General features: G+C 57.9%; 26 protein-coding genes and 2 pseudogenes. 14 read left to right on the plus strand and 14 right to left on the minus strand.

Annotation, left to right across the window (positions count from 1 at the left end; translation table 11 throughout):
• Positions 1–17 precede the first annotated feature (17 nt).
• Positions 18–230: a hypothetical protein gene (locus V8J63_RS03620; protein ID WP_225914367.1), complete on the plus strand. Its 213-nt coding sequence runs from the start codon at positions 18–20 to the stop codon at positions 228–230.
• A 44-nt stretch (positions 231–274) separates the two neighbouring features.
• Here the strand turns inward: V8J63_RS03620 and V8J63_RS03625 are convergent, their stop codons facing one another.
• The gene (locus V8J63_RS03625; protein ID WP_336463595.1) at positions 275–1,195 is read right to left on the minus strand and encodes a universal stress protein; all 921 of its coding nucleotides are present in this window, start codon (positions 1,193–1,195) and stop codon (positions 275–277) included.
• A 233-nt stretch (positions 1,196–1,428) separates the two neighbouring features.
• Between V8J63_RS03625 and fnr the strand changes: the two genes are divergently transcribed.
• Positions 1,429–2,169 carry a fumarate/nitrate reduction transcriptional regulator Fnr gene (gene fnr / locus V8J63_RS03630; protein WP_336463596.1) on the plus strand — a complete coding sequence of 247 codons (741 nt, stop codon included), beginning with the start codon at positions 1,429–1,431 and terminating at the stop codon, positions 2,167–2,169.
• Between the two features lie 46 nt (positions 2,170–2,215).
• Here fnr and V8J63_RS03635 read toward each other — a convergent pair whose 3' ends face one another.
• Entirely contained in the window at positions 2,216–3,127 is a 912-nt protein-coding gene (locus V8J63_RS03635) for a universal stress protein (protein WP_336463597.1), read from the minus strand.
• A gap of 212 nt (positions 3,128–3,339) precedes the next feature.
• Here V8J63_RS03635 and V8J63_RS03640 point away from each other — a divergent pair, with 212 nt between their 5' ends.
• Positions 3,340–3,903 (plus strand): GNAT family N-acetyltransferase, encoded by a 564-nt coding sequence (locus tag V8J63_RS03640; protein WP_130926578.1) that lies wholly within the window; start codon positions 3,340–3,342, stop codon positions 3,901–3,903.
• A 53-nt stretch (positions 3,904–3,956) separates the two neighbouring features.
• Here the strand turns inward: V8J63_RS03640 and V8J63_RS03645 are convergent.
• From V8J63_RS03645 to V8J63_RS03660, 4 genes and pseudogenes are all read right to left on the minus strand, one after another.
• A pseudogene (locus V8J63_RS03645) lies at positions 3,957–4,879 on the minus strand (universal stress protein).
• Positions 4,880–4,979: 100 nt separating this feature from the next.
• Positions 4,980–6,221 carry an MgtC/SapB family protein gene (locus V8J63_RS03650; RefSeq protein WP_336463598.1) on the minus strand — a complete coding sequence of 414 codons (1,242 nt, stop codon included), beginning with the start codon at positions 6,219–6,221 and terminating at the stop codon, positions 4,980–4,982.
• A gap of 37 nt (positions 6,222–6,258) precedes the next feature.
• Positions 6,259–6,522, minus strand: a complete 264-nt coding sequence (locus tag V8J63_RS03655; RefSeq protein WP_336463599.1) for a hypothetical protein — start codon at positions 6,520–6,522, stop codon at positions 6,259–6,261.
• Positions 6,519–7,592, minus strand: coding sequence for an NAD(P)-dependent alcohol dehydrogenase (locus V8J63_RS03660; protein ID WP_160769026.1), 1,074 nt, complete (start codon positions 7,590–7,592; stop codon positions 6,519–6,521). The genes V8J63_RS03655 and V8J63_RS03660 overlap by 4 nt, the downstream gene beginning before the upstream one ends.
• A 260-nt stretch (positions 7,593–7,852) precedes the next feature.
• On the opposite strand from V8J63_RS03660, the gene V8J63_RS03665 reads away from it, so the two are divergent.
• Positions 7,853–8,779, plus strand: a complete 927-nt coding sequence (locus V8J63_RS03665; protein WP_336463713.1) for a universal stress protein — start codon at positions 7,853–7,855, stop codon at positions 8,777–8,779.
• Between the two features lie 711 nt (positions 8,780–9,490).
• On the opposite strand, the gene dapF is transcribed toward V8J63_RS03665, so the two are convergent.
• The 4 genes from dapF to V8J63_RS03685 all read right to left on the minus strand — a co-directional run bounded on the left by dapF (position 9,491) and on the right by V8J63_RS03685 (position 13,325).
• Complete coding sequence (gene dapF, locus V8J63_RS03670; RefSeq protein ID WP_336463600.1) at positions 9,491–10,309, minus strand: diaminopimelate epimerase; 819 nt, start codon at positions 10,307–10,309, stop codon at positions 9,491–9,493.
• A 948-nt stretch (positions 10,310–11,257) separates the two neighbouring features.
• The gene (locus V8J63_RS03675) at positions 11,258–12,028 is read right to left on the minus strand and encodes a molybdopterin-dependent oxidoreductase (protein WP_177413079.1); all 771 of its coding nucleotides are present in this window, start codon (positions 12,026–12,028) and stop codon (positions 11,258–11,260) included.
• Entirely contained in the window at positions 12,025–12,645 is a 621-nt protein-coding gene (locus V8J63_RS03680) for a cytochrome b/b6 domain-containing protein (RefSeq protein ID WP_116254812.1), read from the minus strand. Before V8J63_RS03680 ends, V8J63_RS03675 begins: the two co-directional genes overlap by 4 nt.
• 71 nt (positions 12,646–12,716) lie before the next feature.
• Positions 12,717–13,325, minus strand: coding sequence for a hypothetical protein (locus V8J63_RS03685; protein ID WP_042609816.1), 609 nt, complete (start codon positions 13,323–13,325; stop codon positions 12,717–12,719).
• A 215-nt stretch (positions 13,326–13,540) separates the two neighbouring features.
• Between V8J63_RS03685 and V8J63_RS03690 the strand changes: the two genes are divergently transcribed.
• Together V8J63_RS03690 and V8J63_RS03695 are read left to right on the plus strand one after the other, a co-directional pair.
• Positions 13,541–14,236, plus strand: coding sequence for a heavy metal response regulator transcription factor (locus tag V8J63_RS03690; protein WP_039760267.1), 696 nt, complete (start codon positions 13,541–13,543; stop codon positions 14,234–14,236).
• The gene (locus V8J63_RS03695) at positions 14,209–15,597 is read left to right on the plus strand and encodes a heavy metal sensor histidine kinase (RefSeq protein WP_116254813.1); all 1,389 of its coding nucleotides are present in this window, start codon (positions 14,209–14,211) and stop codon (positions 15,595–15,597) included. Before V8J63_RS03690 ends, V8J63_RS03695 begins: the two co-directional genes overlap by 28 nt.
• Here the strand turns inward: V8J63_RS03695 and V8J63_RS03700 are convergent.
• Positions 15,569–16,075, minus strand: coding sequence for a nuclear transport factor 2 family protein (locus tag V8J63_RS03700; protein ID WP_116254814.1), 507 nt, complete (start codon positions 16,073–16,075; stop codon positions 15,569–15,571). The two genes, V8J63_RS03695 and V8J63_RS03700, sit on opposite strands and share 29 nt — an antisense overlap.
• A 78-nt stretch (positions 16,076–16,153) precedes the next feature.
• Positions 16,154–16,912 (minus strand): SDR family oxidoreductase, encoded by a 759-nt coding sequence (locus tag V8J63_RS03705; RefSeq protein ID WP_064361704.1) that lies wholly within the window; start codon positions 16,910–16,912, stop codon positions 16,154–16,156.
• Between the two features lie 267 nt (positions 16,913–17,179).
• Here V8J63_RS03705 and V8J63_RS03710 point away from each other — a divergent pair, with 267 nt between their 5' ends.
• The gene (locus V8J63_RS03710) at positions 17,180–18,592 is read left to right on the plus strand and encodes an MFS transporter (RefSeq protein ID WP_336463601.1); all 1,413 of its coding nucleotides are present in this window, start codon (positions 17,180–17,182) and stop codon (positions 18,590–18,592) included.
• Position 18,593: 1 nt separating this feature from the next.
• On the opposite strand, the gene V8J63_RS03715 is transcribed toward V8J63_RS03710, so the two are convergent.
• A complete protein-coding gene (locus tag V8J63_RS03715) occupies positions 18,594–19,454 on the minus strand; it encodes a LysR family transcriptional regulator (protein WP_122704478.1) in 861 nt (286 codons plus the stop codon).
• Between the two features lie 118 nt (positions 19,455–19,572).
• Here V8J63_RS03715 and V8J63_RS03720 point away from each other — a divergent pair, with 118 nt between their 5' ends.
• The 4 genes from V8J63_RS03720 (at position 19,573) to V8J63_RS03735 (ending at position 22,116) form a co-directional block, all read left to right on the plus strand.
• The gene (locus V8J63_RS03720) at positions 19,573–20,424 is read left to right on the plus strand and encodes an NAD(P)-dependent oxidoreductase (protein WP_042609811.1); all 852 of its coding nucleotides are present in this window, start codon (positions 19,573–19,575) and stop codon (positions 20,422–20,424) included.
• A 34-nt stretch (positions 20,425–20,458) separates the two neighbouring features.
• Positions 20,459–20,791, plus strand: coding sequence for a chorismate mutase (locus V8J63_RS03725; RefSeq protein WP_042609810.1), 333 nt, complete (start codon positions 20,459–20,461; stop codon positions 20,789–20,791).
• 46 nt (positions 20,792–20,837) lie between these two features.
• Complete coding sequence (locus V8J63_RS03730; RefSeq protein WP_110599395.1) at positions 20,838–21,491, plus strand: hypothetical protein; 654 nt, start codon at positions 20,838–20,840, stop codon at positions 21,489–21,491.
• 232 nt (positions 21,492–21,723) lie between these two features.
• Positions 21,724–22,116, plus strand: a complete 393-nt coding sequence (locus tag V8J63_RS03735) for a RidA family protein (RefSeq protein WP_009049394.1) — start codon at positions 21,724–21,726, stop codon at positions 22,114–22,116.
• A 191-nt stretch (positions 22,117–22,307) separates the two neighbouring features.
• Here the strand turns inward: V8J63_RS03735 and V8J63_RS03740 are convergent.
• Positions 22,308–22,909: pseudogene (locus V8J63_RS03740) on the minus strand (terminase small subunit).
• A gap of 256 nt (positions 22,910–23,165) precedes the next feature.
• Between V8J63_RS03740 and V8J63_RS03745 the strand changes: the two are divergent.
• Genes V8J63_RS03745 through V8J63_RS03755 form a run of 3 tightly spaced genes read left to right on the plus strand, consistent with a single transcriptional unit; the run spans position 23,166 to position 24,682 of the window.
• A complete protein-coding gene (locus tag V8J63_RS03745; protein ID WP_373877960.1) occupies positions 23,166–23,447 on the plus strand; it encodes a hypothetical protein in 282 nt (93 codons plus the stop codon).
• On the plus strand, positions 23,444–23,650 hold the full coding sequence (locus V8J63_RS03750) for a DUF4224 domain-containing protein (RefSeq protein ID WP_083368980.1): 207 nt from the start codon (positions 23,444–23,446) through the stop codon (positions 23,648–23,650). Before V8J63_RS03745 ends, V8J63_RS03750 begins: the two co-directional genes overlap by 4 nt.
• Positions 23,651–24,682 (plus strand): site-specific integrase, encoded by a 1,032-nt coding sequence (locus V8J63_RS03755; protein WP_336463602.1) that lies wholly within the window; start codon positions 23,651–23,653, stop codon positions 24,680–24,682. It abuts the gene before it with no gap.
• Positions 24,683–24,699: the final 17 nt, after the last annotated feature.

Raw genomic sequence — 24,699 nt, forward strand, 5'->3', positions numbered from 1 at the left:
TCATCAATGATTCAGCCATGACAACCGCTAATGTCCCCGACGCGATCGATGACAGTGGCGCACTGTTTCACGAAGCCGATCGGCTCAGCGAACGGGCCTATGCCGTCCTTGAAGAGCCGTTTTCTCCAGACACCATGCACAAGTTCACTGAAGCGAGGAAACGCGCCGATGAGAAATATCGGCACGCCTGGCAACAATGGCATTACGCACACGGCGGGCGCAGTCACTGATGGATTACCCCCAACCGATTACCATCAACTGCTGCGATGACCGGTCAGGCTGTGGCAGGCATTGCCTTGACCATCAACAAACTGCAAGGAGCCCGGTTCATCAGGCATTCGGCCGTGCCGCCGATGAAGCCGTCCAGCGCTTGATGGTGACAGATGCCGAGCAGCAGCAGATCGAACGCGTGCTGCCGGGCGAAGTCTTCGATCACCCGGTACGGGACACCTGAGAGCAGGTGGCTATGTTCTTCATCCAGACCATAGCGCTCGGCCAGCGTATCGAACGCTTCTTGCTGAGTGTCGTTGATCGCATCGCACAAGCTGTGGTCCAGGATCAAGTTCGGCACGCTCATCGCCGCATCACCCACCACTGACCAATTGCTCACATTCAACAAGTGCAGCGACGCATCGCATTTAGCTGCCAATGTCGATGCAACGCGAAGTATCCGGTCATTGAGCCCTTGGGTCAGATCCTCGAGATGCGACAGGTCAATGGCCGCCAGCATCTTCAAGGGTTTCGGATGTGCGGCCTCGGTGACCAGATGCACGCAGGCGGAACAATCACGTACCAATAGCCAGTCCAACGGCTGGTGAAACGTTTGATTGAGCGCTGAAACATGGTGAGCGTCCTTGATCACCAGATCGACATGAAAGTCATTGATGTACTCAAGCACATGCGCCGGCGTGGCCCTGGCCCAGACCACTTCGGTGCTGACTTGCACGCCAGCGCCACGTTGAAACCGGGCCTGCTGTTCCAGCCACTGGCGATGCATCTGCAAATAGCCTTCACGCGCTTGCGCCATGGCGTCGTGGTCGATCAGGCCGGCCAACGCCAGGGACTGGACATGATCGAACGCCACGATGTGCAGCAACGCGCCACTGGCCCGAGCAAGTGCCTGGGCGCGATCAAACGCCGGGGTGCGGGTCATTTCGGCAGGTGCGATCAACAGAATGCGTTTGAGCCTGAACATCACGAGTGTTTCCAGTCAGCGCCATCGGACGATTCTGCAACTCTGCCAACCGCCACGCTTGATATGCATCAAGTCTCCCCATTAACCCTGCAATACAAGAGCGGCGAAGAGCCCGACGCTTCTGTGAGTTCCCTCCCCGCCGTTCGTCCGTAATCACGCTGACACGCCAAACGAAAAGTACATGCGCTGCGAAGACTTCTATGCTTATCACACTCATTGGAGGCTGCTAATCCATGCTTGAAGCCCACTCGCCCCCGCCGATTCTCAAAACTGCCTGTTCCAACTGCAGTGTGGTCGAGTTATGCCTGCCGCTTGGTTTGACGGGCCCGGAGGTCGAGCGGCTCGACACGCTGATCGTGCAGCGATACAAGGTGAAGAAAGGTGCCGCGCTCTACCGGACCGGGGACCCGCTACGCTCGCTGTACGCAGTGCGAATAGGCTCGTTCAAGACCAGCGTGGTCTCCGTCGATGGCCGCGAGCAAGTGACCGGTTTTCATATTCCCGGCGAAATGCTCGGGCTGGACGCCATCAGCATCGATCAACACGCGTGTACTGCGTATGCGCTGGAAGACAGCGAAGTCTGTCCTATTCACTTCGCACAGCTGGAAAAACTCGCGCAAAGCCTGCCATCCCTGCAGCACAACCTCAACAAGCTGCTGAGCCGGGAAATCGTGCGCGACCACAGCATGTTGATGCTCATGGGCAACATGAACTCCGATGAGCGCCTGGCGGCTTTCCTGCTCAACCTCTCACAACGCCTCAGCTCCCGTGGCTATTCCTCGAAAGAGTTCGTGCTGAAAATGCGCCGCGAAGAAATCGGCTCCTACCTTGGGCTGCGTCTGGAAACCATTTGCCGCGGCATTGCCCACTTGCGCGATCAGGGTTTGGTGGAAATCACCGCGCGCGACGTGAGAATCCACAACATGGACGGCCTCAAGCAGATGGTGTCGGGCTGCAACCGCCAGAGTCATTGAGCCCTGCCAGGTTTACGCTGGATGAATCCGAAGCGGGTGATTGTGCTCATCCCGCGACCATTGGTTTGACTGCCAGAATGCTCCCCGGCACCGAATACAAGGCGCGCTCGGTGGTGCTGCCGATCACGCGTTCGATGCCCACTCGATGAACCGTGCCCATCACCACCACGTCGGCCAGGTACTGCTCGACGAACTCATTGATGACCTGCACTGGCTGGCCCATGACGAAGTGTCGACGCTCAGGGGGCACACCGTGGCGATCGGCAAGGGCGACAAAAGCCTGATGCAGTGTCTGACGCAGTTCGTTCGCCAAATCTTCGTTCCAGCCACCGTTGACCATTGGTGCATCGCCGTTGAAGGCAGCGGAAAAATCGTAGGCGCAGAGCAGGTGCAACGGCACGTCGCATTGCAACGCCAAAGCGTTCGCCGACCGTATGATCACGTCGTTCAAGCCACTGATTTGGGTATCCGGATCGAACGGGTCCACGGCTGCCACGACACGATGCGGCAACGCATAGCGAATCTGATTGACCAGATGCACCGGGATCGGACACTCACGCAGCAGGTGGCAATCGAGAGGCGTGATGAACACGCGCTTGAGCGCCGGTTCCAGTCGCACGTCCTTAATCAACAGGTCGGGCTTGAGCACATGGACGGTCTTCAGGATGTCCAGCAGCGGATGGCTGGAGAAGACCACATCAACCGTGCCGTCCAGCCCCTGGTTGCTGAGCTGCTCGAGCTCATCGGCCACCCAGCGACGGTAGCGCCGCTGATAGCGCTGAGCATCCACGTCATCGATTTTTTCCTCCCACAGATGGGTGATCGGCAGCGGCGAGACAAAGGCGCGCACATCCAGCGCCGCCCCGCTCGCCTTGGCCAGCGCGATCGCACGCAGCATCGCCGCCGATTGATGCAGCGTCTGGTCAGCGACCAGCAACAGACGTTCATATTGGCCCATCACACACCTCCGCTCGGCACCGGCGCTGTGGGCCGGCAGGCTTCAAGACTGCGCCCGCTCGCCCTTGCCCGGCGTTGATTTACATCAAGCCCGGGTCAATGAAAGAGGCGTCTGATGTAGATCAGATGTCGCCATGGGCAACCGCGTAGAAGGAAGGCAAGCGGACGCTTTTTCACCGTCCGCCAGCCTTTCGAACCGGATGGAGAATGACCATGCTCACCGTCAAAGACCACAACGATCAGGCCGTGGCCGCTTTTGCAGCGGTTTCCGGTCAATACTGGATTGAGGCGCTCAAGGACGGCCGCCATGTATTGATCCGGCCGCTCACGGAAAAGGATCGCCTGCGCGAATACGACTTCATCAAGCGCCTGTCGCCCGAATCCAGGCACATGCGTTTTCTCGCCCAGATCAGCGAACCCGGCACCGCTCTGCTCGACCAGTTGATGGACACCGATAACAAACAGCGCACCGCCTTCATTGCACTGGTTCACGAGAACGGCAAGTTGATCGAAATCGGCATCAGCCGCTATGCCGGCACAGGCGCCCATCAATGCGAATGCGCGGTGACGGTCGCCGATGAATGGCAGCACTTGGGCTTGGGCACGTTGCTGATGGAACACTTGATCAAGGCGGCCCGCCACAACGGATTTCGCCAGATGTACTCGGTCGATGCCGCCAGTAACGCGGCGATGCGCGATCTGGCCAAAAGCCTGGGCTTCGAAACCCACAATGATCCGGACGACGCACGCCAGGTCATTCATCGTCTTGACCTGTAAATGAATCGCCCCGAGGTGAGTCGGCCAACGATTCACCTCGGGGCGATCGTGTCTCAGGATTGCGGTGTGGGTTGCGGCTTGATCGCCAGCACACTGCAAGGTGCCCGATGCAGCAGCTGTTCGGCGGTGGTGCCTAACAACTTGCTCAAGCCGTGGTGCTGCACTGTGCCCATGACAATGACGTCGATCTGCTTGTTGATGGCGAACTCGCAGATACTGCGCACCGGTGGGCCCTCGATGAAGTGCCGGCATGGGACCGGCACGCCGTGGCGCTCGGCCAAGGCCGTAAATGCCTCATGCTGCGCAGTGCCCAGCGCTTCATGAATCCCGGTGGCCAGCGGCAATGCGCCGAACCCCAGGTCCGTGGCGTAAACCGCTGTCCAGTCGTAAACATGCACCACATCAAGACTGCTTCGCACTGCGCGGCGAGTTGGGCGGCGGCATCGATGATCTGATCGTTGAATACGCAGTCCTGCTCTTCGCTGCGCAAGACATCGACGATGGCCAGCACACGGCGTGGGCGCGGATGGGTGTCGTCGGTCACCAGATGCACCGGCACCGGGCAATCGCGCAACAATTGCCAGTCCAGCGGGGTGTAGAAAATACGCTCCAGCACGGACTCGTGCTGCACATCCTTGATGATCAATAGCAACGGCATTTCGTTGATGAACTGCAGGATCTCGGCGAAGGGATCCTGGACCCACATCACTTCGCTGGTGACCATGATCTGATGCCTCGCCAGCAATGAAGCCTGCTCTGCGAGCCACTGCCGGTGAGTGCGCAGATAACCATCGCGGGCGAGGCGGATCTGCTCGGGGGCAAACAGCCCTGCCACGGCCAGCGCCTGCATGTAGTCGAAGGCCACGATGTGCAACGGCAATTGCATGGCCTGGGCCAGGGCAGCCGCGCGCTCGAACGCCGGCGTGCGCTCCATGACTGAAGGAGCGATCAACAGTAAACGCGGAGTCTGTGACATGGGATACCTCGGCATGCGGCCAGCCAGGAGAAACAGTCTTCAAGGTGAATGCTGTGGCCACTGGCAGATTGATCTTTGTCAGCAAGAGCACCGATTGCGCTCAAAACAGTACATTGCCCGCCCACATGGCCAAGGTCAGCAATACCTGGCCCGGGATCACGCAGGCAGCGAAACGCCTGCCGCCGCTGACCCACGCCACCACGCATTTGCTCACCGAGTTACTGCTGACGGCAATCAGCGCTGGCACCGCTATCGAGTCATAAGGCACCTGGCCCGCCTTGGCCAGGCTGGCGATGGACGCTGTGGCAGAGTGCGCATCGGCAAAGCCCGAAAGCATTGCGGTCAGCCACAAGCCTGCCTGACCAAAGTGGCTGAGCATGGCCGATGAGATGAATGTGATGCCGGTAAGGGTCAGTGTCACGATGACCGCGAGTTTCAGATTGAACGCCCCTGCCGTGTCGACCGGCTTGCTGCGGCTCCCTCGCGTGGGGTCGGGGAACATCAGGCAGGCGCCGTACAACAACGTAGCGATCAAGCCGAAAAGCAGTGGCGCCCATAAACTCTTCAGCAGATCCGCATCAACCATCGTCAGGATCAGGCCGATCTGTATCACCGTCGGGAGATTGGAAAAAATCGCCGCCGCGCTGAGGATGCGGATGTTGTCCGGCTCAAGGGCAAGGCGTTGGCCCATGGTCGCGATTGTTACGGTACTGGAGGCGAAGCCGGATGCAATCGCGCTGATGACGTAGCCATAGCGCGAGCCCAGGGCGCGCACGGCAATGTGGCCGAACGCGCCGACCAGCATCAGCAACACCGTCACGGTACAAATCGTGCGCAGATTGATCGCGGCGTACGGGCCGATATATCGGTCCGGTGCCAAAGGCAGTATCACCAGCGCTGCGATCAGCAGGATCAGGCCATCACGCATTTCCGTTTCGGACAACTGGCTGTTGGCAAAGTGATGCAGCGCCTGGCGATACGCCAGAAGGCCCGCGATCACCACGCCAAGGGCAATGGCCAGCGCCGGCGCGGTTGCGCACAACGCGCCCAGGACCAGCACCGCGATCAACGCCACCTCGCTGGTCACCCCGGGATCGTCGCTCTGACTGCGCCAGTACGCGACGCTGGTCAGCAACGTGACACAGACAGCGATGATCCCCAGCAGCAGGCCACCGCCGACTTGTAGCGCGACATATCCCAGCAGCGCGGTAATGGCGAACGTGCGCAAGCCGGCGCAGTGTCGCGCATCGCCAGTACCCTTGTGCCGTTCACGCTCAAGACCAATGAGCATGCCGATCCCCAACGCCGCAGCGGCGCCGGACAGATCAAAAACCTCATTCATGGGTAGCGTCCCGCAGGGTTTGCGCACCCTGCTCGGCTTATGGCGAGCATTCAACGCTTGCGCTGATGCGGCGAGCCGTTGCCGGCCTTGCTGGCAACGGCTGGGCAAACGCATTCGGCCACTCGTGAGGGGCGTTGATACGGGCCTCAAGCACCTCGACAAATTCCTGCGCAGCCTTGAGGCTCCTGAAGCCCACATCCCAGTCATCCATGTGCACGACCCAGCCGTGGGGAGCGTGTTTTTCAGTGATCTTGATGTTCATGGAAACCCCGGTTTCAGCGGCACGCCAAGGTGCTTTCATGGAGTGATTGCGACTTTCATGACTCCGTCGCGTTGATGAGCGAACAACTCATACGCCTGCTCGATGTCGTCCAGTCTGAAACGGTGAGTCACCAGCGGTGACAGATCGACGGCGCCGCTCTGCACCACGGCCATCAGTCGACGCATGCGTTCCTTGCCGCCCGGGCACAGGGTGGAAACGATGCTGTAATCGCCCAATCCGGCGGCAAACGCGCCGAGCGGGATGTGCAGATCGCTGGAATACACCCCGAGGCTGGACAAGCGCCCGCCCGGGCGCAGCACCCGCAATGCCGACTCGAACGTGCCCTGGGTGCCCAGCGCTTCAATGGACACATCCACGCCACGGCCATCGGTCAACGCCATGATCTGCTCCACCACATTGCCGTCCTTGAAATTGACGGTATGGGTTGCACCCAGCTGCCGCGCCATGGCCATGCGTTCGGGCACCGCGTCGACACCGATAATCGTCGTGGCGCCCTTCAGCCGTGCTCCGGCCACGGCGCAGAGGCCGATCGGGCCCAATGCAAATACCGCGACAGCGTCGCCGATGGCGATCTCGCCGCGCTCCGCCCCCGAGAACCCAGTGGACATGATGTCCGGGCACATCAGCACCTGTTCATCGCTCAACTCATCGGGGATCGGGCACAGGTTGGCCTGTGCATCCGGCACCAACACGTACTCGGCCTGGCAACCGTCGATCGTGTTGCCAAACTTCCAGCCGCCAATGGCCTTGAAGCCGTGCCGAGTGTCGGGGCCGTCCTGCGAGCCGCAGCCACACAGGCACGCGTAACTGTGCCCGCTGGGGGTGATGGCCCCGGCGATCACCCGCTGCCCTTCGACAAAACCGAGTACTTGCGAGCCCAATCGCTCAATGATGCCGACCGGTTCGTGGCCGATGGTCAGTCCTCTCGCCACTGGGTATTCGCCGCGCAGGATATGCACGTCGGTGCCGCAAATGGTGGTGGTGGTCACGCGGATCAACGCATCCAGCGGCCCGACCTCGGGAATCGGCTTGTCATCGAGCACGATGCGGTTTTTTTCAACGAATATTGCGGCTTTCATGGTGGCCATGATGGCTTTCCCTCCGCCGACAGGTGAGTGCAGAGCAGAGCTTGAGCCGCGGCGGCAGGGTCGTAGTTGATAATGGTCAACTATCCGCGGATCAGTGGTCTCGCTCGACCGTACATCCGCTCACGACTACGCGGTGATGTCTGGTTGATAAATATCAACCCCGCCCTGCTGGCTCGCTCCAGGATAAGCGCATGCCCCACTACTCACTGTTTCCAGGCATGCAGCGCAATGCCTGGGTGACTACCCTCGGGAGTACTGTCATGTCTGAGCAATCGCGTTTCATGCTGGTCGTGTCGCCGCTGATGAAAAACAGTCCGGCGTTCGACCGCGCCGCCGCACTGGCCAAAGCGTCGGATGCCGCACTGCATATTGTCGCGTTTGATTATCTGGAGGGCCTGGCGACCGCAGGAATGGTCAACGAGCAAGCCCTGGAGCAGATGCGTCTGGGCTATGTCGAACGCCATCATCAATGGCTCGAAGACCAGGCCCGGCCGCTGCGCAAGATCGGGGTGACCGTCACCACCGAGGTCGTCTGGGTGGACAATCCTTTGAAGGAAATCCTCATTCATTTGAAGGAACAGCCGATGGCTGTCCTTATAAAGGCTCTGGAGCACGAATCAGTTCTGTCGCGACTGATGTTCACCCCGCTGGACATCCACCTGTTGCGCGAATGCCCGGTGCCGCTGCATTTTGTCAGCCAGGTTCAACACGCTCTGCCACGCCGAATCGTCGCGGCGGTCGACCCCTTCCATCGTGATGGCCAATACCAGGGCCTCAACGATCGCATCCTGCGCGAAGCAGCAAGACTGGCCAGTGTCTGCAATGGCAGCCTGGACGTGATCTATGCCCATGACCTGTCATCGATCAGCGCTGCCGAGTTCGGCTTCAATAACGCGTCCGCGGTCTTTTCTTCCAGCGCAGCCAAAAAACTGTTCGAGGCCCAAGGCGAAGCCTTCCAGGCGTTGGCTGAACGTAACAACATTCCGGCAGAGAACCAGCACATGATTGTGGGCGATCCCGCCAAGGTGCTTTCCAGCTATGCCGATGCTTTCGACATCGATGTGATCGTAATGGGCCGCGTCACCCATCGAGGAATCGCCCGACTGGTTGGCAGTACGGTCGAGCATCTGTTGTACAAAATGCCTTGTAGTGTGTGGGTGGTGGCGCCGGAAACGCTTACTCGCTGATGGATGCAGTCGACGCTGAAGAAAGGAGTGGATTTCCAAACACCAGACGGTGACGGAATGGCCAGTCAGGAGCGTGGAAACATTTCCATTGCACAATAAATAAGGGCTTGCATGACATATGTCATGCAAGCCCTTGATATTTATGGTGCCCGAAGCCGGAATCGAACCGGCACGCCCTTACGAGCGGGGGATTTTAAGTCCGTAATTTTTTTCTTTTAAATCATCCGCTTAGGGACATGATTTTTCCGCATCGCACACATTTCTTATCCGTTCCATGACAGCAAAATCAGTACCTCAAAATAAATTGCGGAAAGAAACCGGGCTGTAGAGAGGCCTGGCCGTCACCGTGCGCCGGTCGACTGGATCTCAGATCAGTTGAGCCATACTCATGGAAAGATGATCAGTCAGCAGTACGGAGCGTGGACCAAGGACGACGGACCGGACGTGGTAGATAGGCTACAGATCGACATGAATCTATCACTGGTAACTGTCGCCCCATCTAGCTAGGCAGAAAGGATCGGTGTACCCAGCTTACAAGGGCCCGGTTTCAGAGGTGGCAAGAAAGGGTGCCCACGCCTGGGCTAGGTGTAGGGGCCCATTGAACATAGGCAGGAATTCCACCTGTCAGTCTTCAAGGGCCGCTATCGGCCAAAACCTGCCCGTCACCAACGCCTTCAATCGCCCATGAATTGAACTGCTCGATACGTACAGCTACACAACCTGTAGCTGAGTGTCGGTGATGATTCCCGAGAAAACCGACTCTACCGGCCCAATGAGAACAACCGGTCCCACACCATCCCATTCAACCGTGACGGTTCCGCCATCACATTCCACTTCAACGGAGTGGTCCAGCAGGCCACGGCGTATTCCATTGACCACGGCACCACAGCAGCAGGAACCAGAACCCAGCGGAATACCACCCCAGCGCTCCCAAATACGCAGGCGAATGCGCGTTCGGTCGATGATCTGTACGAAGTGCACGTTCGTCCGGAGGGGAAACAGGGGATCGGTTTCTATGGCGGGCCCGATTGTCGCCACATCGACCGCCGCCAGATCTTCCACAAAGTAAGTGCAGTGCGGATTTCCCATGTTGCAAGCGGCTGGGTTACCCGCCAGTGGCAGAGCAGCCGTAGTCAACTCGCGAGTCAGGGGGATGTCCAACCAACCAAAACGTGGTTCTCCCATGCTGACGGAAATGACACCAGTGGACATTCGTTCGCAAGTCAAAAGACCGCGGCTGGTTCGCAGCCCTATCGAAGTCGTGTCCGACTCGCGCATCAATCGATCTGCGGCACCCCGGGTTGCGCTGCCACAGACATCCAGCGTGGAGCCGTCGGCATTCCAGAATTCCAGTCGCGCATCGGCATCGTCGCAATCAAGCACCACCGCCAGTTGATTAAACCCGATGCCCCGGTTGCGATCACCCATTCGAAGAGCGAGCGCACTGGTCACCGGATTGGCCATCTTGCGAGCGTCAACAATGACGAAGTCATCGCCATTGGCGTGCATCTTGTGAAAAGGCAGGGGCATGAATAAGTCCTGGCGATGGGGAATGAGATGGATGATGGGGATCGAGTTCTATTGGAAGCACTTTGTCAAGTTGGATGAGTCTAGCCTGATCAGCGCTTTTCAGAACTAGGCGCTCGATATCTTGAAGGGGCGCGAGCAACAATTGCCGGGCCCACTGAGCTAGCGGCGGCTTTTGGCCGAAAGCGGCCGTTCACGATCGACTACCTTCGGCCAAAAGTAGCCCTGATCGCGGGCTATAACTCTCTGATGCTCAGAATAAGCGGGGGATGACAGCGGGGTGGAAAAATAGGCTGTATGTCGACGCTGCCTCATAACACCACCTTCGCCACGGTAGAGAAGCCATCGGGCTTTCTACTTCAGGCGAACGAAAGACCATTCAACGCCACAGGTGAGAATTGGCGGTATCTGCTTCTCCCTTAATAATTCTGGCCTACGGCGAGCAAGCTTTCGAGACCCGTCTAATCGTAACCCCTATCCTCCGAATTTGACCGGTTGAGGAATGAGCTCTCGGCTGAAGAGGGATTGCGACGGCGAAAAGTCCGTATTCCAGGCGAACGCAGTGGCGCTCGAACAATCTCGGTCGGTACCCAGGTGACGGTTAGCGGCGAGAGAGCCACTGCAATGGCGAACGCATTCAGTCCCCCTGTGCCGATAACCTCAGAGCAGATAGCTCTTTTTTCGCCATTGAAGGTACATGCGGCAAGATTATCAAAGAGCATCCGAGTGCGAGCTTTATCCGACTGTTGTAAAGGTGGCCTGGACTGAGCCTGCAAGAGAGATTGGAAATCTGCTCCATCACTCGTTGCCCGCATCCTGGGTTCTGATGTCGGCAAGACGGATGGTGCTGGCGGTACTGCAGAAATACTGGTCATCGGCATACCTCATATCACGCTTGGTGTCATGAATCTCGCCAGTGTTCCTAGCGTGACAGTTCCGTTCTTTGCTTCATCAGATCCCGCTGAACCAGTTGTAGCCCTGGTCTTCCCAATACCCGCCCGGGTTGTCGTTGCTGACGAAAATCTCGACAACATGCTTGGGGTTTTTGAAGCCCAGTTTGGTGGGGACCCGAACCCTCAGCGGATAGCCGTACTCGGGCGGCAGCGCCACGTCAGCGTAATCCAGTGCCAACAGCGTCTGCGGGTGCAACGCAGTCGGCATGTCCAGACTGGAGTAGTAACGATCGGCACATTTGAAACCGACAAATTTCGCTGTGGTGTCGGCGCCGATGTGTTCCAGGAAGGTTTTCAGCGGTACACCTCCCCATTGCCCGATCGCGCTCCAGCCCTCAACACAGATCAGCCGAGTGATATCGCTGCGTTGCGGCAGCTTGCGCAAGCTTTCGAGTGTCCACGGCGCCTTGTCCCTGATCCGGCCGGAGACGGCGAGCGAGTAACTGGTCAGGTCTACTTCAGGGATATCGTCCTGACCATAGAAAGCGTTGAACGGAAACGGCTTGGTGATCTGCGCGCGGGCGAAGGTCGGCGCCAGTTTCCGTCCACTGAACAGCCACGCCTGGACCCGGTCGTTCCAACGCGACATGGCCCAAAGCACTTTGTCGACCTGATCGCCGTCCTGCAGGTTGCAACCGGTCAGCATCGACATCGCGCCCACCGTCAGGCCGGCCCGAAGAAAATGCCGGCGCTGAATGTTTTCCAGTTCAAGCTGTTGCGCAGGTTCAAGCCTGACGCGCTGACGCGTTGTTTTTGTAAATTCAGTCATGACCCATTTTTCTCGTTATCAGGCGTCCGCACTCCACCCGTGATCATTGGCACCAGGGTTTTTGGTACCAGAATCACCAAGACCAGGTGAATCACCACAAACGCTGCAATCATCGCCATGGCCGCAAAATGTACGTAACGAGCAACGTCATAGCCGCCCAGTAACGCGACCAGCTCTTGAAGTTGAACCGGTTTCCAGATCGCTACACCCGAGATCACGATCAGTACACCTGCCGCCAGCACGATCCAGTACATCAGGCGCTGTACTGCGTTATAGACACCCTTTTCATGCACCAGCCGAAAGCGCAAGGCATCGGTCAGATCATGCTTCAATGCGGCAATGCCGATGGGCAGCAGCTCACGTTTGAAATGGCGACTGACGAACCCGTACAGCACATAGATCGCACCGTTGATCAGCAGCAGCCACATGAACGCAAAATGCCAGGCAAGTGCCCCGCCCAGCCAACCGCCCACGGTCAGCGCCGCCGCAAATCTGAAGCCGAACAGTGGCGAGGCGTTGTAAATGGCCCAGCCGCTCATGAACATGCAGACCATGCAGGCAGCGTTGAGCCAGTGGGTGAGGCGAACCGGCCAGGGATGCAGCTTTTTCTGTCTCACGTGTTTCCCCTTGCAAGCCTTCCGTGTAGCGGAGCGTTGCCAGACGGCAACGCTCAAGCTTTCTCAGATGATTACATCGGTGGCTGGAAGCCATCCTTGCCGACTGCAATGCCGCGTGCGGTGCCATCTGCAGCGGGGAACACGACAATTTTGGTGCCTTTGACCAGTTCATCGGCCTTGCCGGGCTCGACATAGGCGATGGGCACATCATCCGGTACGACGATCTGCTTCTCGCCGCCCTGGTAGTTGACGGTCAACGTGCGGCCGTCGGTTTTAGACAGTTTGCCAACGGTGCCGTTGGTCATGGTGCCAGTGCTGCCGTCTGCGTTCTGCCAACCGTAATGACCTTCGCCGCTGCCCTTGAGCCTGGCGTCGAATACCGTGACCTCAAGCGCCTTCAAGGTTCCGTTGGCCTGCGGGATGGCCGCCGAGCCGATGAAGCTGTCGGATTTGATCGAGTCGATATTGGCCTTCGATACCCGGCTGATACCGGTCTTGTCAGTCAGTCCGATCGTCTGCTGCGCGCCAGAGCGGACAGTGAAGGTCAGCGTGTTGTTGCTGACGCTTTCCACCGTACCGCGCAGTGGTTTGATGACCGGCATGTCGGCGGCGGTGGCAATGACGGCAGCGCTGAGCATCACCAAACCGAACGTGGTAGACAGGGCGTTTTTGAGTTGCATGGCGACGATTCCTCATGGGTTGATGTGTCGCCATCCTCGACCGCAGACCGGGACGTCACGATGACCGCCGAATGACATTTTTGTCATTCGCCAACCCTGACCATGAATGACAGAAATGTAACCGACTGCGCCCGCTCATCCCGTTACACTGCACAGCCGAGATACCGATGTCGCGGACTGAATCCCGTCATGAAGAAACCCGAGCGCGCCTGACGATGCATATCCTGCTGATCGAAGATGACACCAAAACAGGTGAGTACCTGAAAAAGGGGCTCGGTGAGTCCGGTTACAACGTCGACTGGACCCAGCATGGTGCCGACGGCCTGCACATGGCCTTGCATACGACCTATGACCTGATCGTGCTGGACGTGATGTTGCCCGGGATTGACGGGTTTCAGATCATCGAGCTGTTGCGCGCCAGACAAGATGTCCCCGTGCTGTTCCTCACCGCGCGCGACCAGTTGCAAGACCGCATTCGCGGTCTGGAACTGGGCGCCGATGATTACCTGATCAAACCTTTTTCGTTTACCGAACTGCTGTTGCGCATCCGCACTATTCTGCGCCGCGGTGTCGTGCGCGAAGCCGACCATTTCCACCTTGCCGATCTCGAACTGGATCTGGTCCGGCGCCGCGTGACCCGCCAACAACAGGTGATCGTGCTGACCAACAAGGAGTTCGCCCTGCTCCATCTGTTTCTGCGTCGAGCCGGCGATGTGTTGTCCAGGACACAAATCGCTTCGGAAGTCTGGGACATGAATTTCGACAGCGATACCAACGTGGTGGACGTCGCTGTCAAGCGCCTGCGCAACAAGGTCGACCAGCCCTACCCGATCAAGCTGATCCATACCATTCGCGGTATCGGCTATGTCTGCGAGGTGAGGCCATGCGGTCCCGACGCCAACCCTCGCTGACGCTACGATCGACCGTGGCGTTTGCCATGGTCGCGATGCTGGCCGTGGCCGGCGCGGGCTTCTATCTGTATCAGACGATGAAAGCCTCGGTATTGATCTACAGCGATCACGCGGTGATGGGCCGTCTGGAGCATTTTCGCAAGCTCCTGCATTACGAACTCGCCATCGAAAAGCTGCGCGACAGCCCGCAGATTTTCAAGAACATGCTCGACAGCGAAGACGACATCTTCATCATTGAAGAGCCGGGGCAGCCACCGGTCATCCAGGTCAATCCACTCAACGTCACGTTGCCTGAACTGCCGGTGATCGGCCAGGACACAAAGCTGAGCGTCAGTGATCTGCGCAGCGGCGTGACCGACTCGGGAACAAGGCTGCGCGCCGCCTCCGTAGTCACGACGTCGGGTGGCCGTGTAGTCCGATTGACGGCCGCCCACCTTATGGGCAAGGAAATGGCGATGCTTGCAGCGTATCGCGAGCGCATCTACCTGGCCGTGGCCCTTGCCTTTCTGGCAACCGCGTTGCTGGGTTATCTGTTATTGCGTCGCGGGCTGCGTCCGCTGCGCAAAATGGCCGCCCATGCCGCAGCCATAACGCCTGAGCGTCTGCACAGCCGCATGGACAGCGCCGATACGCCGGTTGAATTGCAACAGCTGAGTGACGCCTATAACGCGATGCTTGATCGTCTTGCCCAGGGTTATCAGCGACTGACGCAATTTTCCGCCGACCTTGCCCATGAAATCCGCACGCCGGTCGGGTCGTTGATGGGACATTGTCAGGTTGCCCTACGCCAACGCCGTAGCGAGGACGAATATCAAGCGCTGATCGCTTCGAACCTTGAAGAACTCGAACGGATCTCGCGCATCGTCGAAAGCATTCTGTTTCTGGCGCGCGCCGATGAAGCGCAAGCCGTAGTGGAGCGCCAGCAACTGTCACTGCATGACGAATCACAGCGCATCGCTGAGTATTTTGAGGGCTTGGCTGAAGAGCGGCGAATGAGCTTCCAAATAACGGGCGATGGTATCGTGCTCGCTGACCCCTTGCTGCTGCGCAGAGCGTTGAGCAACCTGGTGGCGAACGCTGTTCGCTACGCTTACGAGGGCACCGAGATTCTGATACGGGTATTGGAAACCCACGGAGGTGCCCGGATTGAAGTTGAGAACCAAGGGCCGGTGCTGGGCGACGAAACCCTGGGCAAACTCTTCGACCGCTTTTACCGTGGCGATGCGTCTCGGCACCAGAATTCCGACTCCTACGGGCTTGGCCTCGCCATTGTCGTGGCCATCATGCAACTGCATGGCGGCCACGTGGGTGTCGAACAGCCAAGGGCCGGGACTATTCGTTTTTCGCTGTCGTTCCCTTGAGTTGCTCGACCGCTGCAAACTGTTCTTCGCCCGCTGCGGGTACCCAATCTTTTAACGGCGTCAGGAAGTGCAGTTCAAAACGACGTGACAGGAACGCCCACTTTCCGTCCCGACGTTCAAACCTGTCGTGGTAAAGACCGCTAACTTGCACCGGGCCTTTTTCAATGTCATGAAACAGGCAATCCGCAGCTACCGTGCCCACTGCGCTGTCACCCTCGATTTCAATCAGCGGGTTGGCCATCCAGTGGTGCATATGGGGCATCTGGCGCCAGCTGTTTTGCGCCATCGCCAGGATTTCGTCACGGTTTCCAGCCTGGCCAAAACCCGGTAGATCCAGTGTCGACTCTTCGTGCCAGATTGAGCTAAGAAGCGAGGCGTCGATGCGGTCGAAAGCATTGGCGTAGGCGCTGATCAGCGACTCGATGGCGGCGCGACTTTCCAGGGCGTCCAGTCGGGCTGTCAGTTGTTCATTGTTCATGATGAGGTTCCTGCAGGGGCTGCGCATAAGCGAGGAAGGCAGCCCTGCGCGAGGGCTGCGCTACGGTTGAGCACGTGGTCAGATCTGCGACAGGCCGCCGTCGACCATCAACTCCACACCGTTGACATATTTCGCATCGGCCGACGCAAGAAACAGCGCCGACGAGGCGATTTCTTCAGGCTCGGCCATGTACCCCAATGGCGTGATCTGCTCGACGTGCTGACGCAGCGCGGCGACGTCGCTTTCGCTCATCTTCAAGCCGTTATCCATCAGCGGTGTGCGGGTGAAGCCAGGGCTCAGGACATTCGCTCTGATCTTGCGACCTTTGAGTTCGTTGGCCCACGTCCTGGCAAAGGAACGTACCGCGGCTTTGGAGGCGTTGTAGAGGCTCAGTCCTTCCATGCCATTGCTGGAACAGATAGAGGCCGTCAGTACGATCGAAGCGCCATTTTTCAACAATGGCATCAACGTCTGTACAGTAAAAAAGACTCCCTTTACGTTGATGTCGAACATGTTGAAATAGGCGGCCTCGGTGGTCTCGCCCAGCGGGTTCTTTTCACAAATACCCGCATTGGCAAACACTGAGTCCAGTTGATCGTCGTGCGCCTCGATCGTTGCCTTGAGCTCGTCCAGATCAACCTGGCGCGCGACATCGGAAATGACCGCGACCGCCCTGTCGCCAAGCTTGGCCACCGCAGCCTCCAGCGTGGCTGCAGAACGCCCGGTGATGTAAACGCGCCTGGCGCCCTCGGCAATCAAACCCTGTGCAATCGCAAATCCGATCCCGGTGGACGCGCCGGTGACGACTGCGACCTGATCAGCGAATTTACCTGACATAACTGACTCCTCGATTTCGGTTGTGTGGCTCGACTGCAACCACAGTGCGGCCATTTTGCGAGGAGGCAGGGGCGCAGCGGCACTGCCATAAATGAACATTGGCCGTTCATTTATGTGAGGCGTCAGCCAGGGTTTGATCGTTTAGATTGAAGTCAGCTTATTCAAAGCATGACTCGCAATCGAAAATATTCTGGAGCCGAAGGGTTTCAGAAAGGAGACCTTATGCCTGAGAAAATAGTAGCCCTTCCGGAACAGCGGCGCTGGCTGATGTTCGCCATCCTGTTGGTCGGTGCATTCTTGCCGCCGCTGGATTTCTTCATCGTGAACGTAGCGCTGCCTTCGATTCAGCAATCGCTGGGCACGGCCTCCTCTGCCGAACAGTTGATCATCTCTTCTTACGCGGCGCTGTATGCCGTGACACTGATCACCGGCGGAAGGCTTGGCGACATCTTTGGCCGCATGAGAATGTTCTTCGTTGGCCTGATTGGCTTTGCCGTCGCCTCACTGATCTGCGGTGTCGCCGAGTCACCCTGGGTGTTGATCGCCGGACGCTCGCTGCAAGGCGTGACGGCCGCTGTCATGGCGCCGCAGGCACTCGCTTCAGTGCAGGCGATATTCCCTGAGTCGGAAAAACCCTTGGCGTTGAGCCTGTACGGTGCGGTGTTTGGTTTGGCGTCGGTAGTCGGCCAGGCACTTGGCGGGATTCTGATCTCGCTCAACCTGATGAACCTGGGCTGGCGGTCGATATTTCTGGTAAATCTACCGATTGCGTTGCTGGTCATTCTGATCGCCATCCCCGTGGTCAAGGAAACCCGCGCACCCCAGACCAGCAAGCTGGATCTGGGTGGAACGCTGTTGTCGATGGTGACGCTTGCGGCGCTGATCGTTCCACTGATCGAGGGACGTGAAGCGGGCTGGCCGTGGTGGGCCTGGCTGTCGCTGGCGGCGGTGCCACTGCTGGCCTGGCTGTTCTGGCGCTACGAAGCCCGCTTGTATCAAGCGCAAGGCGCGCCGTTGCTGAACCCTGCTGCACTGCGTGCGCCCGGGCTGGGCCGGGCATTGCTGGTGGCGCTGACTTTTTACGCGATCGGCGTGTTCTTCCTGCTGTTTTCCATCTATTTACAGGGAGCGCTGCATACGAGCCCGCTCAGTGCAGGTCTGGTCTTTCTGCCATTCGGCGCTGGTTTCTTGCTGGGGCCGCTCGCCACCCATCTATTCCGGCGTTTGCTGGGGTCTTATGTGAATCCCTTCGGAATGGCACTCGAAGTGCTGGGGTTCGTGCTATTGGCCTGGCTCGTGGCGCACACACCGACGGCCGTCACGCCCTCTGCGCTGTCCCTTGCCGTGATTCTCTTTCTGATCGGCTTCGGACAAGGACTGGCCCTTCCGACATTGATGCGCATGATCACTGGACGCGTGGCACCGGCGTATTCCGGCATGATTGCGGGCATCACCAGTTCCACCCTGCAAATCAGCACGGCACTGAGCGTGGCGATCATCGGTGGAATTTTTTACACGCTTCTGGGCAAGGACACGGACGCGGCGGCCATCACCCACGCCTTCACCGTCGCCATACTGTGCATCGCTGCCTGTCTGGCCGTAGGCGCAGGACTGAGCCTGAGTCTGGCGCGCCAATCTGCTGCAGAGCTGCAAACGGCGGCCATGCAGCCGGCAGAGTGAATCAACCGCCTGCCTGAGTGCCGATCATGACGGAGGCCAGGTCGGCAAGCGCGCGCAGACTGTCCATCTGGCGCATGTCCTGGTGGTAGCCCATCCAAATGTCGCGGCCTGGTGGCGGTTCATCTGAATCGATCAGACGCAGCGCCGTCAACTGGTCGCCCAAAGCGCGGGGCAATACCGCGACGCCCTGCCCCTGCGCACACATTTGCGCCTGGACTGTGCGGCTGCTACTGGTAAACACGGTACGCGCCAGAGGGTAACGCTGCTGCAGCCACTGCACATCGGGATAATGAGACTGGGCAACACTCATGGTGATCAGACCCAGCCCGGCGCCCTGTGGCTCAGGGTCAGCAGATCCAACGGCTGCGTATAACCCGTAAGTCAGGGAGATCAGCTTGCGGTGCACGATATCGGGTTCGGTGAACGGAACGATTCGAAACGCGATGTCGGCGTCGCGGCGAGCCAGATCAAACAATCGATGCCCGGCTATGACCTCGGGCACGATCAATGGATAACGCCGGCCCAGTTCACTCAGCACCGGGGCCAGGACATAACAGGCGAACCAGTCAGCGCAGGAAATGCGCAGCACACCTTCGGGCTGTGCGCTGTCCCCCGCGAGGCGCCTTTCGATGGCCAACGCACTTTGCTCCATTTCCTGCGCGAGGCTGAGGAGCTTCTCGCCGCTGTCGGTCAACACGAGACCTTGGTTGGTACGCAGGAAAACGGGTTGGCCACTGAACTGTTCCAGCACCTGCAAGCGCCGCCCCACGGTCGGATGGCTGACCCCCAACAGCTTGGCGGCAGCCCCTAATGACCCGCTGCGGGCAATCGCGAGAAAGACCCGCACATCACTCCAGTCCATGCTCCGCCCCCGTACAAAAATGAACAGTGAGAGTGCAGCAATGGCAGTACCGTAGCAATCCCGTGCCCGACATACTTGTCTGCATTCACCGTCGTCGAATACCAACCGGAGACTGCAAATGAAGATTGGTTTTATCGGAGTGGGATGCATGGGCAGAGCCATCATTCCACTGCTCGTCCGCGCTGGCCATCACGTCTCGGCATGGAACCGCAGTCAGGCGGCGATCAAGGATCTCGAAGGCATCAGCGTTATCGAAACGCCGGCCTCGGCGTTCCAGCAAGAGGTAGTCATCACTCTTCTGGCCGATGATGCCGCCGTCAGGCAAGTGCTGCTCTCCAGCGCTGTTCTGGAAACTGCAGACAAAGCTTGCGTGCATGTCGTGATGTCGACCTTGTCGCCTTCGCTGATGTTGGAGTTGCAGCGCGAACATGAAGCCGTCGGCATGCCATTGATCGCGGCGCCGGTCTTCGGCGTGCCCGCCGTGGCGGCCAAGGGCGAGTTGAATATCCTGGCGGCCGGATCGCAGGCCGCTGTCTCGACCGTCCAACCGCTGTTCGACCTGCTCGGGAAAAAAACCTGGTATCTGGGCGACCAACCTGAACAGGCCTGTATCGCGAAAATCGCCGGCAACATGATGATCACCCAAGCCATCCAGTCGCTGGGCGAAGCCAGCGGACTCGTTCAACGCCACGGACTGAGCCCTTCGATTTTCATCAAGCTCATGACCCAGACCCTGTTCGCCTGCCCCAGTTATCAACGTTATGGGCAGAACATCGTCAGCAGCAATTTTGAACCGGGATTCAAACTGTCGCTTGGCCTCAAGGATATGAATCTGGCGATCGATGCGGGTCGTCTCAAGGGGCTGGAGTTGCCAGCGGCGGATGCCGTGCGATTGAAAATGACGTCGGCGGTAGCCAGGGGAGATGGCGACAAGGACTGGTCGGTTTTTGCTCAGCAGACGAATCATTGAGAAGCTCTTTCGAACACCTGTCACGAGGTCATTCATGGAAAACTCCGACATCGCGCGTCAACTCTCAACATTCAGGAAAACCATCGACAATATCGACGCCGCTCTCATCCACCTGCTCGCGGAACGGTTTCGCTGTACCGATGAGGTCGGATTGCTCAAGGCCCGATATCAGTTGCCTGCGGTAGACGAGGCCAGAGAGCAGCAGCAATACCAGCGTCTGGCAGCACTTGCTCAGGAGGCCGAGCTGGATACGGCCATCGTGCAGAGGCTGATGCAGTTGGTCATTGGCGAAGTGGTCGAGCGCCACAGGCAGATCGCCGCCAGGCATGCCCCGGCACCCGCCAATAACCCTGACCCTCGGGCCTGACCCCGGCGCCACTTATCGAAGCAATCAGACAAACGAGCAGAACCGCATGAAATGGCCAACGATCGAGCAAATTCGCAGCTTCACCGATTTACCCTATGGCTACAGTTGGGATTACCTGAAACGTGAGGAGATCAATGTCGCGACAGATTTTTTCCGGACATGGTTTCCCTCCATTTCGGTGGGGTTGGCAAGCCCGTTTCTGGACCAGCAGTTCTACGCAGACAACGTGGTGCTCGAAGACGATCCGGATCGAGGCATATTCGCTACCGTCGTCCGCCAGAACGATGAGATTGTCGCTATCGCCACGTGGGAAAAAATTGACGGTGCTGACGTTATTTTCGGGCGGGTCGGCGCGGTAGCCAAACCGCACAGACAAGCCAGACTGGCCGTTGCGGCCCAGGACCTGGGAGAAAAAATCGGCACGTTCATGGGCGCGGGGCTGATCTATGGCATGGCAACAACCCGCACGCCGTATATGCAACAAGCACTGGAGCAAGCCGGTTACAAAGCGGTAGGGATAATGCCTGGCCTGGACCGGGAAGAAACAGCACCTGGAATCGTGCGCAGGGTTTACGAAGTCATCTACGTAAAACGGCTCGCACCACACGCCGACTTTCTCATTCCTGCCGGTCATAACCTTACCCCTACAGTCGCGCGACTTTACGCAGATATATTTCAAGGTGATGACGACACGAACTGACGAGCCAGCCTAGCAGCGAACCAACCATCGAAATGCTTCTGATCAGTAACGCTACCGGCTCGCGCCTTTTGCATCGATCGAGGTAGCCACATTAGGTAATGAGTTCAAAAAGACTCAGCAGCGGCTAAAAGCACCTGTGGGGTTGATTAATAGATGAGAAGTGAACTGAGTGGACGCGGCTCTGGCCCCTGAGTTAGCTTTCGTAACCGTTCTAACTTGGGGCTCCGCAATCATGACTGACCGTCAGATCATTGTTCCAGATGGCATGAGATTGATCTACGAGCGCGCGGGTTATGCACCAGCAGTAAAGGTAGGAAAAACTCTCTACTGCGCGGGTCAGGTAGGCAGGACGCCGGAATTATCCGTCATTGAAGAACCTGAGCAGCAGTTTTTAGCTGCATGGGACAATCTCCGGATCGTCTTGGAGGCAGGTGGCTGTAAATTTGAAGATGTCGTAGAAATGACAACTTACCACGTCGACATGCACCGTCACATGCCAATTTTCAGACGCGTAAAGGATAAAGTATTTCCGAGAAGCACTTGTGCATGGACCTGCATTGGTGTCAGTGAATTAGCTCGACCTGGCCTTCTCGTGGAGATCAAGTGCGTCGCAGTAGAGCGATAACCCTCTGACAAGAACCTGCATATCCAGGTCTTAAAATGGGTGACTACGCATGCGGTGGTAGATTCAAAATTACACTTGCCTGCTGCATCGGTAGGCGCGTGATAACACTTTACGCCGACGGCTAATACTGACTGGAAGCAGGCGCCAATCAATTCCGATGTGAGCAGAAAAATGCCTATCAGCGGATATCCTTAGCACTCGCTAAACGCAAATCCAAAGTCATCGCTTGACACTTGTGCCGCTTCGTTAAGTCGTTGGCGCAGCGCAGCCGTTAGCTGCCTCTCCACCACCCACGGATCCGACAGCGCGGCGAGTTGTGGCGCCAATTGCGGCGACAGGCTCATTAGCGAATGATTAAGCGATCGCGCCGTTTCAAAAGCGGCTTTCTGCACAAAGCTGATTTCCACCAGCTCCCCCTGCGCCTTGCGAAACTCCATCTCAGCCATCCGCGCCAAGTAGTGCTCGCGATGTGCACGCGCTTTCTGAAAGTCCGGGGACTGCCCTTGCGCGGGATCAACGGGCGGCGGCGCAGCCATGTTGGTCGGTTCGGATTGTGTAGCGACGTGGCTGTACACATTACGCTGAAGCCGCTCCTGTTGGTGGCGAGCAGCGACGGCAGCCTTGCTCGGGTCAGCGGTATCGCGGATCAATGCTTCGGTGGCCAGAACGTCGACCTGCTTGCCATTGGGGACAGGACCAGTCGACCGTTTTCCTTCAGCCAGGTGATGTAACTCGGTGAGCGGCCGATGTGTGCGGCGAAGGCGCTCTTGGATAGGTACGTGGCTGCGGTCATAAGCCCTCCTTTTCAGCGGCTTTTCAATGAATGCTTTCAAGATTTCAGTGGATTGAAATTTCAGTAAGCTGGTGGGCCTCCCACTAACAAGATCCCGCGGGTTTCCGACCCCGTGTCCTTTGGAAGTCCCCAGGGTCCCCGGCGGTTTTCCGCCCGGTCCGGTCGCTCGACTGCCATGCCCTGCCCCCATCCCTTTGGAAAGACGGACATCCCTGCAAAGGTTTCAGCTAGAGAGATCTCGCGAGTTCGATAACCCGTGTACACGCGCCTGGCAAAAGCCTGCAAACGACTTGAAGCAGATCCGCACTTCGGCCCGGCCGAGCACCAGACGCTGGTCGCCATCGGCGAGCTGCTGCGTATCGCGGCCGAGACGTTCAGCGCTTTTCGTACCGGGAAGAAACTTGAACGTGATGCTCGGTCCCTTCGTACACAAGCACTTGCGATGGCAGGAAGCTTGCCGCCGACCTCGAAGGACGAACACTCCAATCAGCAAGCACCTTTGAGAAGCGCTTTCGGACCTAGCAAGGAGGCAGCATGACAATCCAGTTTTTGAGCCATGAGCAAGTATGCGAATTGACCGGCGCCAAAACTAAAGCAGGTCAGATCACCGTTTTAAAGCGAAATGGCATCCGCCATACGATAAAAAGGAATGGATGGCCCTGCGTCGTGACTTCAGCGCTAACAGGGTCAACCACCACCACATCGGAAACGCCGAAGTGGCAGCCACGCTTGGTGGGATAGATGGGACGAAGACCAACGAAACCGGGGAGCATTCCCCGCTTGCGTGAGAGAAAGCGCGGCAAAACAACCTACTACTTGTACGACACTGGTGGAAAACCGCGCAAAGAAATCCCCCTGGGTACTGACTATGGCCTTGCCATCTTAGAGTACGCAAAACTGGAAAAAAGCCGTGTATCTCAGGCTTTAATGCAAGAAGTATTAACTTTTGCATACGTTGCCGAGCTCTATATGAAGGAGGTCGTTCCAACCAAAGCCCATGCCACTCGAAAGGACAACGCGCGCGAACTTAAAAACCTTCTGCTGTTCTTCAACGATCCGCCTGCCCCGCTTGAAGCGATCGAACCGAAGCATGTCAGTCAGTACCTTCGTCACCGGGGCAAAACAGCACCAATTCGCGCGAATCGAGAAAAGACCTTACTCAGCTCCATTTGGAACTTTGCTCGCGAGAATGGTTACACGTCTCTGGCAAACCCCTGCGCCGGGATAAAGGGTAACAAGGAATCTGGTCGCGACGTATATGTCGAAGACGACGTTCTTGCCAAAGTATATCTGTACGCCGATCAACCATTGAGAGATGCCCTGGACCTGTTCTATCTGACAGGACAAAGGGTGGCCGACACACTGAAGATGGATGAGCGAGATATCAAAGACGGAAAGCTTTCCGTCCAGCAGGGGAAGACTGGTGCGAAACGAAGGATCGAGATTATTGGAGAGCTCAGAATTGTGATAGATCGAATCATGGCTCGAAAGGCTGGCTACAAAATCAGATCAACACGTCTTGTGGTAATCGACTCTGGACAGCCGATGACGACGAGCATGCTCAGGAAAAGATTTGATGACGCTAGGGAGGCAGCCGGGATTCCGAAAGCAGAATTTCAGATGCGGGATTTACGAGCAAAAGCGGCAACGGACAAAGAGGAGTCGACGGGGAGCATTCGCGAAGCTCGAGACCAGTTAGGGCATACAACTGTCGGGATGACGGAGCAGTACATTCGGATGCGTAAGGGCATGAAGGTAACCCCTACGAAGTGACCAACGGTTTCGAATTG

Origin of the sequence: Pseudomonas sp. CCNWLW23, from assembly GCF_037095675.1 — a bacterium.
Lineage (GTDB): Bacteria > Pseudomonadota > Gammaproteobacteria > Pseudomonadales > Pseudomonadaceae > Aquipseudomonas > Aquipseudomonas atacamensis.

Excerpts from the sequence above, each read along its gene's own strand:
- V8J63_RS03620 (WP_225914367.1), top strand. The coding sequence starts at position 18 with ATGACAACCGCTAATGTCCCCGACGCGATCGATGACAGTGGCGCACTG.
- V8J63_RS03625 (WP_336463595.1), bottom strand. The coding sequence starts at position 1,195 with ATGTTCAGGCTCAAACGCATTCTGTTGATCGCACCTGCCGAAATGACC.
- fnr (WP_336463596.1), top strand. The coding sequence starts at position 1,429 with ATGCTTGAAGCCCACTCGCCCCCGCCGATTCTCAAAACTGCCTGTTCC.
- V8J63_RS03635 (WP_336463597.1), bottom strand. The coding sequence starts at position 3,127 with ATGGGCCAATATGAACGTCTGTTGCTGGTCGCTGACCAGACGCTGCAT.
- V8J63_RS03640 (WP_130926578.1), top strand. The coding sequence starts at position 3,340 with ATGCTCACCGTCAAAGACCACAACGATCAGGCCGTGGCCGCTTTTGCA.
- V8J63_RS03650 (WP_336463598.1), bottom strand. The coding sequence starts at position 6,221 with ATGAATGAGGTTTTTGATCTGTCCGGCGCCGCTGCGGCGTTGGGGATC.
- V8J63_RS03655 (WP_336463599.1), bottom strand. The coding sequence starts at position 6,522 with ATGAAAGCACCTTGGCGTGCCGCTGAAACCGGGGTTTCCATGAACATC.
- V8J63_RS03660 (WP_160769026.1), bottom strand. The coding sequence starts at position 7,592 with ATGGCCACCATGAAAGCCGCAATATTCGTTGAAAAAAACCGCATCGTG.
- V8J63_RS03665 (WP_336463713.1), top strand. The coding sequence starts at position 7,853 with ATGTCTGAGCAATCGCGTTTCATGCTGGTCGTGTCGCCGCTGATGAAA.
- dapF (WP_336463600.1), bottom strand. The coding sequence starts at position 10,309 with ATGCCCCTGCCTTTTCACAAGATGCACGCCAATGGCGATGACTTCGTC.
- V8J63_RS03675 (WP_177413079.1), bottom strand. The coding sequence starts at position 12,028 with ATGACTGAATTTACAAAAACAACGCGTCAGCGCGTCAGGCTTGAACCT.
- V8J63_RS03685 (WP_042609816.1), bottom strand. The coding sequence starts at position 13,325 with ATGCAACTCAAAAACGCCCTGTCTACCACGTTCGGTTTGGTGATGCTC.
- V8J63_RS03690 (WP_039760267.1), top strand. The coding sequence starts at position 13,541 with ATGCATATCCTGCTGATCGAAGATGACACCAAAACAGGTGAGTACCTG.
- V8J63_RS03695 (WP_116254813.1), top strand. The coding sequence starts at position 14,209 with ATGCGGTCCCGACGCCAACCCTCGCTGACGCTACGATCGACCGTGGCG.
- V8J63_RS03700 (WP_116254814.1), bottom strand. The coding sequence starts at position 16,075 with ATGAACAATGAACAACTGACAGCCCGACTGGACGCCCTGGAAAGTCGC.
- V8J63_RS03705 (WP_064361704.1), bottom strand. The coding sequence starts at position 16,912 with ATGTCAGGTAAATTCGCTGATCAGGTCGCAGTCGTCACCGGCGCGTCC.
- V8J63_RS03710 (WP_336463601.1), top strand. The coding sequence starts at position 17,180 with ATGTTCGCCATCCTGTTGGTCGGTGCATTCTTGCCGCCGCTGGATTTC.
- V8J63_RS03715 (WP_122704478.1), bottom strand. The coding sequence starts at position 19,454 with ATGGACTGGAGTGATGTGCGGGTCTTTCTCGCGATTGCCCGCAGCGGG.
- V8J63_RS03720 (WP_042609811.1), top strand. The coding sequence starts at position 19,573 with ATGAAGATTGGTTTTATCGGAGTGGGATGCATGGGCAGAGCCATCATT.
- V8J63_RS03725 (WP_042609810.1), top strand. The coding sequence starts at position 20,459 with ATGGAAAACTCCGACATCGCGCGTCAACTCTCAACATTCAGGAAAACC.
- V8J63_RS03730 (WP_110599395.1), top strand. The coding sequence starts at position 20,838 with ATGAAATGGCCAACGATCGAGCAAATTCGCAGCTTCACCGATTTACCC.
- V8J63_RS03735 (WP_009049394.1), top strand. The coding sequence starts at position 21,724 with ATGACTGACCGTCAGATCATTGTTCCAGATGGCATGAGATTGATCTAC.
- V8J63_RS03750 (WP_083368980.1), top strand. The coding sequence starts at position 23,444 with ATGACAATCCAGTTTTTGAGCCATGAGCAAGTATGCGAATTGACCGGC.
- V8J63_RS03755 (WP_336463602.1), top strand. The coding sequence starts at position 23,651 with ATGGGACGAAGACCAACGAAACCGGGGAGCATTCCCCGCTTGCGTGAG.